Origin of the sequence: Novosphingobium fluoreni (assembly GCF_014196615.1) — a bacterium.
Classification (GTDB): domain Bacteria; phylum Pseudomonadota; class Alphaproteobacteria; order Sphingomonadales; family Sphingomonadaceae; genus Novosphingobium; species Novosphingobium fluoreni.
This window is the reverse complement of record NZ_JACIDY010000008.1, coordinates 45,936-61,311: the sequence shown is the minus strand read 5'-3', so window position 1 is coordinate 61,311 and position 15,376 is coordinate 45,936. Positions and strand designations below refer to the sequence as shown.

Below are 15,376 nucleotides of genomic sequence, written 5' to 3'. Positions count from 1 at the left end.
GCCTCTCGATCGGAACTCACCTCAGCTCCAGGTGGCTTCGGGCGGCAAACTCATCAGGATCGCGTCGATGTTCCCGCCGGTCTTGAGGCCGAACAGTGTGCCGCGATCGTACACCAGGTTGAATTCGGCGTAACGTCCCCGCCATTCCAGCTGCCGCGCTTTATCGGCCGGAGACCAGGCCATGCCTAGGCGACGCCGCACGATGCGCGGAAAAACCGCCAGGAACGCTTCGCCCACCGCCTTTGTGAAGGCGAAGTTCGCCTCCCACTGCGCTTCATCCGCGCACTCGCGGTGGTCATAGAAGATCCCGCCCACGCCGCGGTGCACGCCGCGATGGGGGATATAGAAGTATTCATCCGCCCAGGCCTTGTAGCGATCATAAGACCCGGGCGCGCCAAGATCGCACGCGGCCTTGAACGCGGCGTGGAATTCGGCCGTATCCTCATCATACGGGATCGGCGGATTGAGGTCCGCGCCGCCGCCGAACCAGGCTTTGGTCGTCGTAAGAAAACGGGTGTTCATATGGACCGCCGGAACATGCGGGTTCGCCATGTGGGCCACAAGGCTGATGCCGGTGGCGGTGAACGCGTTGTTCTCGGCACTGGCACCGTGGACGCTGGCCGCGAAGTCCTTGGCGAAACCACCACCCACGGTGGAGACGTTCACGCCGACCTTTTCAAAGGCCTTGCCTTTCATAACACCGCGCGTGCCGCCGCCGGTTTCCCCCGCCTCACCTTCCAGCGCCTCGCGCTTCCACGAGGTATATTCGAAAGTGGCCTCGCTGCCGACCTCGCGCTCAATCGCTTCGAATTCGGCGCAGATCGCATCGCGCAAGTGCTCGAACCAGGTTCGGGCGCGGGCGGTGAAGGGTGTCCAGTCGGTCATCAGGGGCGCTTGCCAAATCATGGCGGGTGCGGCAAGGGCGCTGCATGGTTCCCTTTTCGTTCTGTGACGAGGAGATGCGGCTGGTCGGCCGTGCGCTTTACTGGCCGCGTGAACAGGCGCTGCTGGTCGCCGACCTGCATCTGGAAAAGGCCAGCTTCTTTGCCCGCGCTGGGCAGTTGCTGCCTCCTTACGACAGCCGGGAAACGCTGGAACGGCTGGCGCTTGCGATCCGCGAAAGCGGCGCCCGCCGCGTCTATGCCCTGGGCGATAATTTCCATGATGATGGCGGCTTCGGCCGGCTTGAGCCACACGCCGCCGGCATGCTGGCGGCGCTGACCCGGGCGGTGGAGTGGGTCTGGATCACCGGCAACCACGATCCCTCGCTGGAAAAGGCGGCGGGCGGCGATGTCGTCCAAGAAGCCAGATTGAGCCGCCTGATCCTTCGCCACAAGGCCCATCCTGGGGAAATCGCGCCGGAATTGTCGGGCCATTTCCATCCCAAGCTAATGATCGCCACGCGCGGCCGCCGCATTTCCCGCCCTTGTGCCGTGGCGAGCGAACGGCGGATGATCCTGCCCGCGTTCGGGGCCTTGACCGGGGGGATGGATGCCGGCTCGACGGAGATCCTGGCGGCGATGCAACCGGCCAGCGCGATCGACGCGATTTTGCCCGCAAAAGGTCGTCTCGTGCAGTACCCCCTCTGGCGCGCGGCGGCCTGACACCCCATATTGCGGCCAGCAAAATCGAAGAAACAGCTGCGCGGGAACTGAACGCGCCATTTCGCACTTTGCTTGCACGTCGAATTCGCAGTATTGGCGCGCATTCCACCATAACGTGTAAACGACTCAGGAGAACGCATATAGCACCCCCACCCCGGCGCAGCATGGCGCCACCGGTCAAGAGCGGACCGCGCTACAACAATCTGATCCAGTCAGACAAAGTCCGTGTGATCGATGAAAACGGTGAGAACCTGGGCGTGTTGTACACGCGTGAGGCGATCGAACAGGCGGCGGCGGTAGGCCTCGACCTGGTAGAAGTTTCGCCGAACGCCGATCCGCCGGTGTGCAAGTTCCTTGATGTCGGCAAGTTTCGCTACGAAGCGCAGAAGAAGGCCAACCTCGCCCGCAAGTCGCAAAAGACGCAGGAGATCAAAGAGATCAAGATGCGTCCCAATATCGACGATCACGATTATGACGTGAAGATGCGCAACGTCGCGCGCTTCATCGATGATGGTGACAAGGTGAAGGTGACACTGCGTTTTCGTGGTCGTGAGCTTTCTCACCAGCAGTTGGGCATGGACCTGCTGCGCCGTGTTCAGGCCGATGTGGCCGAGACGGCGAAAGTGGAGGCCTACCCGCGCATGGAAGGCCGCCAGATGCTGATGGTCCTTTCACCCAAGTAACAGGTTTGCCCTCTCCTCGAAAAGGGGAGAGGGGCAACCCCTAAAGCCCACCTACAGACCGCTTAAGCCAATATGGCTGGCCCCGGTCGAGCGATCGGGGCATGGGCGCGATCATGGCAAGCACTCCATCCGAACCCCGCGTCGGCACTGTCCACTTGGTGGGCGCCGGGCCGGGCGACCCCGATCTCCTGACCTTGCGCGCCGCGCGTTTGCTGATGTCGGCTGGGCTGATCGTGCATGACGGCCTCGTCTCGCCCGAAATCCTGGCGATGACGCGCGGCGGTGCCCGATTGGTTTCGGTCGCAAAGGCCCGCTCCAATCACACTATGAAGCAGGAAGATATCAATGCCCTCCTCGTGCGAGAGGCTCTGGCCGGGCAGGATGTCGTACGGCTGAAAGGCGGCGACCCTTTCATCTTCGGTCGCGGTGGAGAGGAAGCGGAGGCATGCCGCGCCGCCGGCGTGCCGGTGCAGGTGGTGCCCGGCATCACGTCTGCCCTGGGCGCTTCGGCCGCTGCCCAAATCCCTCTAACGCACCGCACCAGTGCCTCGATCGTCAGCTTCGTCGCCGGACAATGCAAGGGCTTGAGCGACCAGAACTGGGCTGGCCTCGCCGGCAAGGATCGCACGCTGGTCATTTTCATGGGCCTCGCCACGGCGGCGCAGATCGCGGAAAAGCTGATGGCGGACGGCCTCGCACCGGAAACTCCGGTGGCGGTAATCGAGAATGCGACCCGTTCCGCGATGCGCGTTTTGCGCGGACCGCTTGCGGGATTGCCCGACCTGGTGCAGGGGCATCGCGTCCGTAGTCCCGCACTGATCGTCATCGGCGATGTGGCGGCGGAACAAGATACAACCGTGCGCGCGATCGCGCTGGAGGCAGCACAGTGAAGATCCTGACCGGCAACGACCTGAAGAGCGGCGCCGTCATCTGGTGGGATGGCCAAGGCTGGTCGCTCCATGTCAATGACGCCGCCGACGTGGCCGACCAGGGCGCGAACCTCATCGCGCGTGAGGAAGCGGCCCAGAACGTGTTCGCCGCCTACGTCATCGACGGCGAAAAGACGGCCGACGGTGTGCGCCCCGCGCACATCAAGGACCGTATTCGCGCGCTCGGCCCCACGGTCCGCCCCGACCTGACGCTCAAGCCCGCCGATCCTTCAGCCCTCAACTGGGTGATCTGATATGTACAAGTATGATCAATACGACCAGCAGATGGTCGACACCCGCGTCGAGGAATTCCGCGATCAGGTGCGCCGCCGCCTGTCCGGCGAGCTGACGGAAGAGCAATTCCGCCCGTTGCGCCTGCAGAACGGCCTTTATTTGCAGCTGCATGCCTACATGCTGCGCGTAGCGGTGCCCTATGGCACGCTCAGCAGCGCACAGATGCGGCTGCTGGGCGACATCGCGGACAAGTACGATCGCGGCTACGGCCACTTCACGACGCGCCAGAACATCCAGTACAACTGGATCAAGCTGGAGGACACCCCCGACCTGCTGGCCGATCTGGCCGGCGTTGAGATGCATGCCATCCAGACCAGCGGCAACTGCATCCGCAACATCAGCTCCGACCAGTACGCCGGTGCCGCCGCGGACGAGCTGATCGACCCCCGCCCTTACGCAGAGCTGCTGCGTCAGTGGTCCAGCTTCCACCCCGAATTTCTGACCTTGCCGCGCAAGTTCAAGATCTGCGTCATCGCCAGCGACACCGACCGCGCCGCGATGAAGCTGCACGATATCGGCATCCAGATGGTGCGCAGTTCCGCTGGAGAGATCGGCGCGCAGTTCTACGTGGGCGGCGGCATGGGCCGTACACCCATGATCGCGCCGATGATCCGTGACTTCGTGCCGTTGGATCAGTTGATCACGTACTCGGAGGCGTGCCTGCGGGTGTACAACCGCTACGGCCGTCGCGACAACAAGTATAAGGCGCGGATCAAGATCCTGGTCCATGAACTGGGCAAGGACGAATATACCCGCCAGGTCGAAGAAGAGTTCCAGCACCTGCTGAGCCAGGGCATCGAGCCGCCGATCGCCGAGCTCGATCGGATTAAGCAATACTTCGGCGACCCTGCGTTCGAGACCGGCCTGTCCGACGATCTGGACCTGTCCGACCCCGACTTCCGCCTGTGGGTGGAGCGCAACACGCAAAGCCATAAGCAGGCGGGCTACGTGATCGCCACGGTCAGCCTGAAGCCTGTGGGCGGCATCCCAGGCGATGCCACCGCCGACCAGATCCGCCTGATGGCCGACATCGCGCGGGACTACAGCTTTGACGAGCTGCGCGTCACGCACGCGCAGAACATCGTTTTCCCGCATATCCGCAAGGCCGATCTCTATACGATCTGGCAGAAGCTGGACGCCGCGGACCTGGGCACCGCCAACCTCGACACGATCGGCGATATCATCGCTTGCCCCGGCCTGGACTATTGCAGCCTGGCCAACGCACGTTCGATCCCGGTGGCGCAGAAGATCTCCGAGCGGTTTGCCGAAAAGCAGGCCGAGTTGGGCGAGCTTAAGCTGAAGATCTCGGGCTGCATCAACGCCTGTGGCCATCACCACGCCGGGCACATCGGCATCCTGGGCGTCGACCGGAAGGGCAAGGAGAATTACCAGCTCCTTCTAGGCGGATCGGAAGGCGCGGATACCTCGCTGGGCCAGATCACCGGCCCCGGTTTCGACGAGGACGGCATCGTCGGCGCGGTGGAAAAGGCGACGGAAGTGTACTTGGCCCAGCGCGAAGACGAGGAGCGCTTCCTCGATACTTATCGCCGCATCGGCATGGCTCCGTTCAAGGAGGCGCTCTATGGCTAAGTGGCCCGATCCCACCCGTCCCGCTCGTCCGTTCCGGAAGTCGCTCCATGTCTGATGTTCAGTTCCGTTTCCGCGATGACGAGCCGGTATCCGACCCTGCAGTTACAGTCGGCTCCTTTGCCGACCAGACCAACGCCACCGCCGTGCGGGTCGAGCCGGGCGATGATGCGCGCGAGCTGCTGCCCCATCTCGATCGCCTGCGGCTGATCGAGGTGAATTTTCCGGCCTGGACCGACGGGCGCGGTTATTCCTCCGCGCGCGTTTTGCGCGAAGCCGGCTTCACCGGCGAAATCCGCGCGGTGGGCGATGTCGTGATCGATATGCTGAGCCACCTAAAGCGCTGCGGCTTCGACGCCTATGCGCCTGAAAAACCGCTCAATCCTGCCGACGCCCAGGCCGCGTTCGATCGCTGGGCGGACGTGTATCAAGCCACAGCCGACGGCCGTCAGCCGATCTGGGCCAAGCGTCACGGCTAAAGCAGAGTTGGCCTGGGAGCCCGCCATGTTTAGGTTGGGTATGCCTTCGGCAGCCCTTCTGAACATCCCTCACCGGGAACCCGTTTGGAGGTTTCACTGCGTCATTGCCGCCATTGCGAAATGACGCAGTAGCACCGACGGGAAATCTCTACCGCCAAACAGCAGAAAATCGCGCTAAACCCGCTGTTCCTTTTTCTTCGTCGACTCTGGCTGCTCCGCAACCCATGTGAACGTGACTAGAAAAGCCCGTGTCGATGTCACGGGCCATTCGGGATCGACATCATGTTCAAGGATATCGAAGCCAAGCTGGAGCCGCAAAGCGCCGATCGTATTCGCGATCGGCTGGACACGTCGGCACGCTTCAACGAGGCGGATGCGCTGCGGCTGAACGGCCTGTTTCGCGGCACCGACACTGTCGAGATGCTGGAAACCCTGCTACGTGAACAAATGGCCGGCGATGTGGCGATCGTCTCCAGTTTCGGCGCGGAAAGCGCGGTACTGCTGCATCTGGTCAGCCGCATCGATCCCACCGTGCCGGTGCTGTTCCTCGATACCGGCAAGCACTTCCCAGAAACGCTGGCTTATCGCGATGCCCTGATCGCCCGGCTTGGGTTGACCGACGTTCGCAATCTCACCCCCGATGCCGATGACATTGCCAAGCGCGATGAGACGGGCCTGCGCTGGTCCTACGATCCTGACGGCTGCTGCGAAATCCGCAAGGTGAAGCCTTTGGCAAAGGCGCTAGCGCAGTTTGATGCCACCATCACCGGGCGAAAGGCGTTCCAGGCGGCCACGCGCTCCAGCCTGCCCCGCTTCGAGATCGACAAGACTGACGCTCAAGGCCGCTTGAAGATCAACCCACTGATCGACTGGTCGGCGGAGGACATCGCTGCCTACGTCGCCGCGCATGATCTGCCCCCGCACCCGCTGGTGGCGGAAGGCTATCCTTCGATCGGCTGCTCGCCCTGCACCAGCAAGGTCGCGCCGGGCGAGGATGCCCGGTCCGGCCGGTGGAAGGGCTGGGACAAGACTGAGTGCGGCATCCACGTCGGCGGCGTCAGCAGCGTTTCCACAGACCTGCCTCCGGGATACGATCCGGTCTTCTAAGACCTGGTATTACTCCCGGCGGCCTACTCAGCGCAGCGTTTCGAGCAGTTGCGTGTCAGTCCATCCACCGCCAAGCGCGCGGTAGAGGGTGACGCGGGCGTTTAACGCATCGCTGCGCGCCTGTACCAGAGACAGTTCGGCTGACAGCAGCCCACGCTGGGCGTCCAATTGCTCCAGGAAAGGCGAGTAGCCCGCGCGATAGCGGTTGCGCGCGAGGCGGTAGCTTTCCGCCAGGGCCGCTCGCTGCGCGCGATTGATGCGCAACTGCTCATCCGCGCTCACCACCCCGGCCAGTGCGTCATCCACCTCGCGAAAGGCGGTCAGCGCGGCGCGGCGATAAGTTTCCGCCGCCTGGTCGCGCTGCGCCGCCGCGCCCTCCACGCCGGCTTGCAACCGCCCGCCCTGGAACAGCGGTGCCAGCACGCTGCCGCCAATCGACCAGATCGTGATCGGGTCTCCCAACAGAGACGAGATCGCCAGACCGCCCGCCCCCGTCAGCCGCACGCTGGGCAGGAAACGCTTGCGCGCCGCCGCCAGTGAGCGGTCCGTGGCGACCAGGCTGGCTTCCGCTTGCGCCACATCGGGCCGCCGCGCCAGCAACTGCGATGGCAGACCTTCCGGAACCGGAGCGGTAAGCAGGGCATCGAGCGAGGCCCCCCGCGTCACGGGACCGGGTAAATCCCCGGTCAGCAGCTGCAACGCATTCTCTTGGCGCACGATAGCCTCTCGCGCGGCAGGGATCAGACGTGCGGCGGCCTGATAGTCCGCCTCCGCCTGCTCCAATTCCAGCTTGGGTGAGTAGCCCGCTTCCACCCGCCGGCGGATCAGTCGCAGCGAATCGGATCGCGCGGCCAGAGTTTCTCGCGTTACCTTCAGCCGACCGTCCAGCGCGAGAAGCGTGACGTAGCCGCTCGCGGCGGTAGAGGCGACCGATAGCCGCACCGCATCGCGCGCGGCCTGGCTGGCGATCCACTGCGCCCGTGCGGCTGCGCGGCTGTCCGCCAGGCGACCGAACAGATCGATCTCCCAAGCGGCCTGGACCTGCGGCTGCGCGCCCGTAGATTCGCTGGGCTGTCCGAAAGCATTGACAGTTCGTGCCTGGCTGACCCCGCCCGAAGCATCCAGCGTCGGCAGCAGCGCGGCGCGAGCGTTCAACTCCGCCGCGCGCGCGTCACGCACCCTGCCCGCCGCGATCGCGATATCCGGGTTACGTTCCAGCGCGCGCTCGACGACGAGCGACAACTTCGGATCGCCGAAGCCCTGCCACCACTGCGCCTCCAGCGTGGCTTGCGCAGCCAGCGGCGTGCGCCAGCCGGACGGTGGCGTGACCGGCTCTACCGCGACCGTCTCGACGCGTGGCCCCGTGCAGGCAGCAAGCCCGCCCGTCAGCACACCCGACAGCGCGAGGGCAAGGGCCTGTCTCACTCGCCGGTCGCCACGCGCACTTCCACCGACATGCCGGGTCGCAACCGCTGCGCTGCCGCTTGGCCAGGCTCGATGCGGATGCGCACCGCGATACGCTGTGCCACCTTGACGAAATTGCCGGTGGCATTGTCCGATTTCAGCACCGTGAACTCCGATCCCGCAGCTGGTGAGACGCTCTGGATCCGGCCACGCAACCGGGCTCCGTTCAGCGCATCGACCTTGAAGGTCACCGCCTGCCCGATCCGCATCGCGTGGGTCTGCCCCTCCTTGAAGTTGGCGATCACCCACAAGTCATGCGGCACCAGAAACATCAATTGCGTGCCGGACGTGACATAGGCCCCCTGCCGCACGCCCACTTCCGACAAGCGGCCATCCGTCGGCGCTCGGATACGCGTGTTGTCGAGATCGATCTGAGCAAGACGCAGGGCAGCGCGGGCATTCTCGACGCCCGCCTCCAGCCCGCCGCGCCCGACGATGACGGATTGCACGTCCTGCTGGCCGACGCCTTGCTGCGCCTGCGCCTGCCGAACTGCCGCCTGGGCCGCAAGCAGCGCCGCGCGCGTCTGATCGAACTCCCGCGCGGAGATCGAACCGTCGGAAACCAGCGCCTGGGCGCGGCGCATGTCGGCCTCGGCGCGCGCTTCCTGGGCTTGCGCGCTGGCCACGCCGGCGGCTTGACCGGCCAGCGCCGCCTGGCGTGAACGCTCGGTCTGCTGCGAATTGGCGAGCGAAGCCAGTTGCGCAGAAACGTTCGCCTTGGCTTGCGCCACTCGCGCGGCGTAGATCCGGTCATCGATGGTGGCCAGCACTTGCCCGCGCTTCACGGTCTGGAAATCCTGCACCGGCACCGCGGTGATATAGCCGTTCACCTGCGGCGCGATCACGGTCACCTTGCCGCGCACATAAGCGTTGTCCGTCTCCTGCGCCCAGCCCGCGAACGGCGGCAACTGCCAAGCGTAGAGAATGGAAAATACCGCCGCGATGCCGATCGCGATGATCGCCACGAGCGTGATCCCGGTTCGGGCGGGCGGGCGCCAGCCGGTGGGCTCGGGCGTCTCGGGCGGCAATTCGGCCGCCGTGGGGACACCGGAAGGGGCATCGGCCGCGAGAGTGGCGGCGTCGGCATCGCGCTGTTCCTCGGCCATCAGCGGGTGCTTTCCTCAGCCGCCGCCGCTGCTGCGGCCTGCGAGCGTTGCTGCAACTGGATCACGGGCGAAGTCTCTCCACGGCGGCGGATGCTCGCCCTGATCGACAGGCTCCACAAGAAGGTCAAGATCGCCAGAACTCCAATCAGCAGGAACACATCGTTAAAGGCCAACACGTTCGCTTCGCGGCTGACGGTGCGGGTCAGCAGCGCGGCGCCTTCGGCATTGGTGAGAGTAGGATCGCCAATGACGTTGGCGACGCTGGCACCGGTGCCCCGTACGCGCGCGGCCACGAGCGGATCGGTCAACACGATCGACTGGACCAGTTCGTGCGAGTGGAACTTCTCCCGCACGATCTGAAAGGTGCCCAGCAGCGCCGTACCGGCGATGCCGCCCAGGCTCTGGCTAAGGCCGAACAGCACCACGAAGCTGACGAAATGCTTGGGCCCCGCCAGCAGGGTCCGCGATATGCCGATCACCATGGCATGGGCCAGGAACAGCATCGAGGCAAAGCCGATCAGCGCCTGGCTGAGATAGAAACTGCTGGGCCGCGAGAGGCTGGTGGCGCTCGCGTCCATGAACGCGCCCAGCGCGATCAGCAGCACGGCCAGCGTGATCGCGCGGCTGGGATCGGCCGGATCGAACGAGAACACCGCGGTGACGATCCCCGCGATCGAAGCGATGATGATAACGATGTTCAGCGTCACCATCTGGTCGTTGATCATGCCCAGCGCCGTCAGCAGGCCGACCGATCCGAAAGCCTGCTCTGACAGCAGGATACGCACCGCGACGGCAACCAGGATCAGGCGCATCATCTCACGCGTGCCTAGCCAGCGCACGTTGATCAGGGGGTTGGCACGGCGAGTCTCAATCAGCAGCGCCGTTCCGACAAGGACGAGGCTGGCCGCCAGGCCCCAGCCCATCCATGCCCGCTCGGTCCACCATTCGATTCGGCCTTCGGTCAACACCGCGATCAGCAGCCACAGCCCCGGCGCCAGCAGCGCGAAGGTCAGGAAATCGCCTTTCTCGAAAGACTTTGTGCGTTCGCTGGGCGGCAGCGGCAAGCTCATGATCGCGGCTAGCGACGCCAGCGTCAGACCCAGTTCGCACCAGTAGAGCATATGCCAATCGCCGCTCACCAGCAGGCCGGGCGATAGCGCGCGCGCCAGCGGCATCGCCAGCTGCGGCACCGAAATACCCATCATCACCCCGGCCAGCCGCTTCGGGGCCGACATGCTCTGCATGATGTAAAGCAGCGTCAGCGTCGACATGGCGGACGCAGAAAAGCCGCTGGCGGCACGCACCGCGATCGACGACCAAAAGCCGTGCGCCACCAGATGCAGCATCGTGGCCGCCGCATAGATCGGCAGCATGTAGCGGATGAACGGCTGCAAACCGAACTGCTGGCGGTACTTCACCAGCAAAAGGTTCGCCGTGGTGTTGGTCATCAGATAGACCGCGGTCAGCATTGCCGCCTGGTCACTGTCGAGGCCCAGCGTCCCTTGCGCGAAGTTCAGGTTCACGCCCACCAGCGCGTTGCCCAGGCCACCGGTGATGCCGATGAGGATGCCGATCGCGAAGTAGGCGATGCGCCGGCCTCCGGGGTGGGCCGGGTTGGCGGGCGAGCCGGGCATCGTCGGCCGTTCATGCGCGGCGAACTGATATTCGGCGGTAGCAGGCACGGCGGCGCGGCGGCGGCGGATCATCGTCCGCAGCCTGTCTGTAGCCGCCGCAGCGACTTTGAAATGCGGCGTCCCCCTGCCATCCGCGCACAAACGCACGAAAGGCAGCGTAGTGTCCAGGCGTGGCGCACAGGATTCAGGACGGACGCACTCCCCTGCCTATTTAATCTTGTCTATTTGATCCCCTTGCGCGGAAGCCGCTTGATGATGGCGCTGGTATCCAGCCGCCCGCCGCCCAGCGCCTGCACATCAGCGTAGAACTGATTGATCAGCGCCGTCATCGGCAGGGAAACGCCAAGCCCCCGGCCTTCGTCCATCGCAAGGCCCAGGTCCTTGCGCATCCAGTCGATCGCGAAGCCGAAGTCGAACTCGTCGGCGTTCATCGTCTTCCAGCGGTTGTCCATCTGCCACGATTGCGCCGCCCCGCCGGAGATCGCCTCATAAACCCGATCCATGTCGAGGTGGGAGGCCTGGGCGAAGCGCACCGCTTCGGCCAGGCTGGCCACGATGCCGGCGATGCAGATCTGGTTGGCCATCTTCGCGGTCTGGCCCGCCCCTGCCTTGCCGACGTGGACGATCCGCTGGGAATAGGCCTCCATCACCGGGCGCGCCGCCTCGATCGCGGACTTGCGGCCGCCGCACATCAGCGTCAGCGTGCCTTTTTCTGCGCCGATCTGCGATCCCGTCATCGGGGCGTCGATACAGTGGACTTGCAAGTCCCTCGCCTCGACCGAGATCTGCCGGGCGATCCGCGCCGAAACCGTAGTGTGATCAACGAAGACGCCGCCCTTGCGCAAGGATCGAAACACGCCGCGCGGGCCCAGCACGACATCGGCCAGATCGTCGTCATTGCCCACGCAAGTGATCACGATGTCCGCGCCCTCGGCAGCGTCCGCCGGACTGGTCGCGACGCGCGCGTCGAGAGCCGAATTCACCGCGCGCCATGATTCGATGCGACTGGGCGAGCGGTTGAAGATCGTCAGCGCATGGCCTGCCTCGCCGATGTGCCGCGCGATCGCGCCGCCCATGACGCCCAGGCCGATGACGGAAACGTTCTTGGCATCGCTCATGCTAACCATCTCTAGCGCATTCGCGGCGAAAGCAAACTGGTTGCGGGCTGGCGATGGCCCGAATGCTTTCCAATCCGCGTCAATTCCGGTACCGCGCAGAGCCATGGACCAGCAGCTTCAGGAAATCGCCGCGCCGTCCGCTCAAGATACTCTTGGCGAGGCCGCGCTCACGCTCGATGACGTACGGGCGGCGGCGATGCGAATCTTGGGCGCGGTGGTCCGCACCCCCACGCTGCACAGCAAAACGCTGAGCCGCATCGTCGGCGCGGACGTGTGGCTGAAGTTCGAGAACCTGCAGTTTACCGCCGCTTACAAGGAACGCGGCGCGCTCAACAAGCTGCTGACCCTGCCGCCCGACGTGAAGACGCGTGGTGTGATTGCGGCCTCGGCGGGCAATCACGCGCAAGGACTGGCCTATCACGCAGGGCGGCTGGGCATCCCCGTCACTATCGTGATGCCCAAATCCACGCCGATCGTGAAAGTGCAGCAAACGCGCGGGCACGGCGCGGAAGTGGTGCTGGATGGCGATACCTTCGACGAGGCCTACGCCATCGCCTGCCGCATCAAGGAAGAACGCGGACTGATCTTCGTCCATCCGTTCGACGATCGCGAGATCATGGCCGGGCAAGGCACCGTCGGGCTGGAGATGCTGGAGGACGTGCCGCAGCTCGATACGATCGTGGTGCCGGTTGGCGGCGGCGGACTGATCTCGGGCGTGGCAGTAGCGGCCAAGGGCTTGAAGCCGGATATCCGCATCGTCGGCGTCCAGTCCAACCAGTATCCCGCGATGTACCTGCTCAAGCGCAACGAGCCGGTGGCGGGTGGTGGCGACACGATCGCAGAAGGCATCGCGGTGAAGGAGCCGGGCCTTCTTACCCGCGCCGCCGTGGCCGAACATGTCGACGAGGTGCGGATCGTCTCCGAAACGCGGATCGAGGAAGCGATCTCGCTGCTGCTGGATATCGAGAAGACCGTTGTCGAAGGCGCAGGCGCGGTCGGCCTGGCCACGCTGCTGCCGCTGAAGAACGGTACCTTCCGGCCTGAGTTCGCTGGGCGCAAGATCGGTGTCATCCTGACCGGCGGCAACATCGACCCGCGTTTTCTGGCGAACGTCATCCTGCGCAACCTCGCCCGCTCGGGACGCATCGGGCGGTTGGCGATCCTCCTGAACGACAAGGTGGGCGAACTTGCGAAGATCGCGGAAATCTTCACGCGCAACGATGCCAACATCATCGAGGTGCAGCATCAGCGCATCTTCGGTGTCCTGTCTGCTAAGGGCAGTGAGGTGGAGATCGAATACGAAATCCGAGACAAGCATGCGCTTGAACCGCTGCTGATGGATTTGGATGCAGCGGGCTATACTTATGAGGTGATGACCATCTCTGGCAGGCGGCCTGGGCGTTCGCAGCGACCGGGATAATCGACCGGCGCGAAACCGGGAGCCGCCCGGCACGTTGCGCCTTTCATGGACCTTTCGAATCAAAGCGCCATCGTCACCGGCGGCAGTTCCGGTATCGGCAAGGCCTGCGCACTGGCTCTGGCCAAAGCAGGCGCGAACGTCGCCATCACTTACCTCTCCAGCGAGGATGAGGCTGACGCAATCGTCGCCACCATCCGCGACGGCGGCGGCAAGGCGATCGCAGTGAAAGCGAACGTGGGGCACGAGGACGATGTGGATCGTCTCTTCGCGGAGGCCGAAAAAGCGTTCGGGCCCATCGGGCTGCTGGTCAATTGCGCCGGGCTTAACATGTCGGGCACGCCGATCGCCCGGATGGAGCTTGACCAGTTCGATCGCGTGCTGCGGGCGGACCTTTACGGCCCGTTTCTCACCTGCCGGCGCTTCGTGCGCGGACTGGAGGGTCAGAAATCCGGCGGGCGCATCGTCAACATGTCCTCCATCCATGAACGCGCCCCACGTGCGGGCGGCGCGGATTACGACAGCGCCAAGGGCGGTCTGGCCCAGTTGACCGCCACGCTGGCGCTGGAACTGGCTCCCAATCGCATCGCGGTGAACGGCGTCGCGCCCGGCATGATCCTGACACCGATGAACCAGTCCGCCCTGGACGACGCTGCGGAACGCAAGCGCAAGGAGGCGATCATCCCCTGGGGCCGCGCCGGCAAGGCGGAGGAAGTAGCCGATCTGGTGGTGTTCCTCCTCTCTCCCACAGCGGACTATATCACCGGTACAACGGTCACGATCGACGGCGGACTGACGCTGTTGACGGCACAGGGCGCGTGATCGATCGTTCGCCAGCCTTGCCCGAAACGGGACGGCCGATACGCTAAAGGTTCAACGCTGCACAAATTTTACGATGGCTGCCGCGCTTTTGTGGTTAAGACACTTTCAACACCCCGCGTCGGTAGGCATATCGACTGCACGCGGGGTCGAATGGCTGAAGGTCGCATGGCTCAAGAAGGAAGAGGCGCTCAAAGGTGACGGCACCGGTTCGGTTTCCACGTTTCTTTGTGACCAGCCCCGCGCCGTGCCCGTATTTGCCCGGCCGCAGCGAACGCAAGGTCTTCACCGAGCTGAAGGGCCCGCACGCCGATTCGCTAAATGATGCGCTGGGCCGCATCGGCTTTCGCCGCAGCCAGACGGTAGCGTACCGCCCCTCGTGCCTCGATTGCCAGGCCTGCATCTCGGTCCGCGTGGTCGCAAGCGAATTCTCGCCTTCTTCCACGCAAAAGCGCAACCTGAAGCGCAACAGCGATCTCGTGGCCACCGTCTGCCGGCCCTGGTCCACCAGCGAGCAGTTCGAGCTTTTGCAAAAGTACCTTGGCGTGCGGCATCCCGAAGGGGGCATGACCAGCATGGACGAGGTGGATTTTGCCGACATGGTGGAGCACACGCCGGTCACCAGCTACATCATCGAATATCGCGAACCTTCGGCGGACGGCGTATCGCTGGGCCGACTGGTGGGGGCCTGCCTGACGGACAAGCAGTGCGATGGCCTATCGATGATCTACAGCTTCTACGATCCCGATCATCCCACCCGCCAGGGCCTGGGCAATTTCATCATCCTCGACCACATCCGCCGCGCGGCCGACATGGGGTTGGCCTACGTTTACCTGGGCTATTGGGTCGAAGGGTCGCCGCGCATGCAATACAAGGTGCGCTATCGCCCGCTCGAAACACTGGCCCGGGGTGGCTGGACCCGGATGGCGGAGGACGAACAGGATCGCCTGATCGCCGTCGCAGCCAGCAATCCGCGCAGCGTGGGCGGCGAAGCGTCGGGCAAAGACGGTCTGGCGATGAACGGCGGCTGCTCGGTCGGCTAAGACCCATCGGCTGGCCCGTTACGCAAGCCCGCTTGTTCTTGTGCAACTCGCAGCGTTAGACACGCTGGCCCATTACGTTTCGTGCAGCCACA

Annotated in this window: 15 protein-coding genes; 10 read left to right on the top strand and 5 right to left on the bottom strand. The window is 64.5% G+C overall.

The genetic code is table 11. The features are described from left to right. Nucleotides 1–21 precede the first annotated feature (21 nt). Complete coding sequence (hemF, locus tag GGR39_RS14480; protein WP_183617950.1) at nucleotides 22–885, bottom strand: oxygen-dependent coproporphyrinogen oxidase; 864 nt, start codon at nucleotides 883–885, stop codon at nucleotides 22–24. A 44-nt stretch (nucleotides 886–929) separates the two neighbouring features. Here hemF and pdeM point away from each other — a divergent pair, with 44 nt between their 5' ends. From pdeM to GGR39_RS14445, 7 genes are all read left to right on the top strand, one after another. Continuing rightward, nucleotides 930–1,604 (top strand): ligase-associated DNA damage response endonuclease PdeM, encoded by a 675-nt coding sequence (pdeM, locus tag GGR39_RS14475; RefSeq protein WP_183617948.1) that lies wholly within the window; start codon nucleotides 930–932, stop codon nucleotides 1,602–1,604. Between the two features lie 164 nt (nucleotides 1,605–1,768). Then, complete coding sequence (infC, locus tag GGR39_RS14470) at nucleotides 1,769–2,287, top strand: translation initiation factor IF-3 (protein ID WP_058736524.1); 519 nt, start codon at nucleotides 1,769–1,771, stop codon at nucleotides 2,285–2,287. 113 nt (nucleotides 2,288–2,400) lie between these two features. Beyond that, nucleotides 2,401–3,177, top strand: coding sequence for a uroporphyrinogen-III C-methyltransferase (gene cobA, locus GGR39_RS14465; protein ID WP_246388763.1), 777 nt, complete (start codon nucleotides 2,401–2,403; stop codon nucleotides 3,175–3,177). After that, entirely contained in the window at nucleotides 3,174–3,470 is a 297-nt protein-coding gene (locus tag GGR39_RS14460) for a DUF2849 domain-containing protein (protein WP_058736526.1), read from the top strand. The genes cobA and GGR39_RS14460 overlap by 4 nt, the downstream gene beginning before the upstream one ends. A 1-nt stretch (nucleotide 3,471) precedes the next feature. After that, nucleotides 3,472–5,100, top strand: coding sequence for a nitrite/sulfite reductase (locus GGR39_RS14455; protein ID WP_183617946.1), 1,629 nt, complete (start codon nucleotides 3,472–3,474; stop codon nucleotides 5,098–5,100). 47 nt (nucleotides 5,101–5,147) lie between these two features. Next, nucleotides 5,148–5,576, top strand: a complete 429-nt coding sequence (locus tag GGR39_RS14450) for a DUF934 domain-containing protein (RefSeq protein ID WP_183617944.1) — start codon at nucleotides 5,148–5,150, stop codon at nucleotides 5,574–5,576. A gap of 282 nt (nucleotides 5,577–5,858) precedes the next feature. After that, the gene (locus GGR39_RS14445; protein WP_058736529.1) at nucleotides 5,859–6,683 is read left to right on the top strand and encodes a phosphoadenylyl-sulfate reductase; all 825 of its coding nucleotides are present in this window, start codon (nucleotides 5,859–5,861) and stop codon (nucleotides 6,681–6,683) included. 27 nt (nucleotides 6,684–6,710) lie between these two features. On the opposite strand, the gene GGR39_RS14440 is transcribed toward GGR39_RS14445, so the two are convergent. From GGR39_RS14440 to GGR39_RS14425, 4 genes are all read right to left on the bottom strand, one after another. Continuing rightward, on the bottom strand, nucleotides 6,711–8,108 hold the full coding sequence (locus tag GGR39_RS14440) for an efflux transporter outer membrane subunit (RefSeq protein ID WP_343055897.1): 1,398 nt from the start codon (nucleotides 8,106–8,108) through the stop codon (nucleotides 6,711–6,713). Continuing rightward, nucleotides 8,105–9,253 carry an HlyD family secretion protein gene (locus GGR39_RS14435; RefSeq protein ID WP_183617942.1) on the bottom strand — a complete coding sequence of 383 codons (1,149 nt, stop codon included), beginning with the start codon at nucleotides 9,251–9,253 and terminating at the stop codon, nucleotides 8,105–8,107. The genes GGR39_RS14440 and GGR39_RS14435 overlap by 4 nt, the downstream gene beginning before the upstream one ends. Continuing rightward, entirely contained in the window at nucleotides 9,253–10,959 is a 1,707-nt protein-coding gene (locus tag GGR39_RS14430; protein WP_183617940.1) for an MFS transporter, read from the bottom strand. The genes GGR39_RS14435 and GGR39_RS14430 overlap by 1 nt, the downstream gene beginning before the upstream one ends. Before the next feature lie 149 nt (nucleotides 10,960–11,108). Beyond that, on the bottom strand, nucleotides 11,109–12,005 hold the full coding sequence (locus GGR39_RS14425; RefSeq protein WP_058736574.1) for an NAD(P)-dependent oxidoreductase: 897 nt from the start codon (nucleotides 12,003–12,005) through the stop codon (nucleotides 11,109–11,111). A 103-nt stretch (nucleotides 12,006–12,108) separates the two neighbouring features. Here GGR39_RS14425 and GGR39_RS14420 point away from each other — a divergent pair, with 103 nt between their 5' ends. The 3 genes from GGR39_RS14420 to GGR39_RS14410 all read left to right on the top strand — a co-directional run bounded on the left by GGR39_RS14420 (nucleotide 12,109) and on the right by GGR39_RS14410 (nucleotide 15,284). Next, a complete protein-coding gene (locus GGR39_RS14420; RefSeq protein ID WP_183617939.1) occupies nucleotides 12,109–13,425 on the top strand; it encodes a threonine ammonia-lyase in 1,317 nt (438 codons plus the stop codon). 45 nt (nucleotides 13,426–13,470) lie between these two features. Beyond that, nucleotides 13,471–14,244: a glucose 1-dehydrogenase gene (locus GGR39_RS14415; protein ID WP_058736533.1), complete on the top strand. Its 774-nt coding sequence runs from the start codon at nucleotides 13,471–13,473 to the stop codon at nucleotides 14,242–14,244. Nucleotides 14,245–14,438: 194 nt separating this feature from the next. Beyond that, on the top strand, nucleotides 14,439–15,284 hold the full coding sequence (locus GGR39_RS14410; protein ID WP_183617938.1) for an arginyltransferase: 846 nt from the start codon (nucleotides 14,439–14,441) through the stop codon (nucleotides 15,282–15,284). Nucleotides 15,285–15,376: the final 92 nt, after the last annotated feature.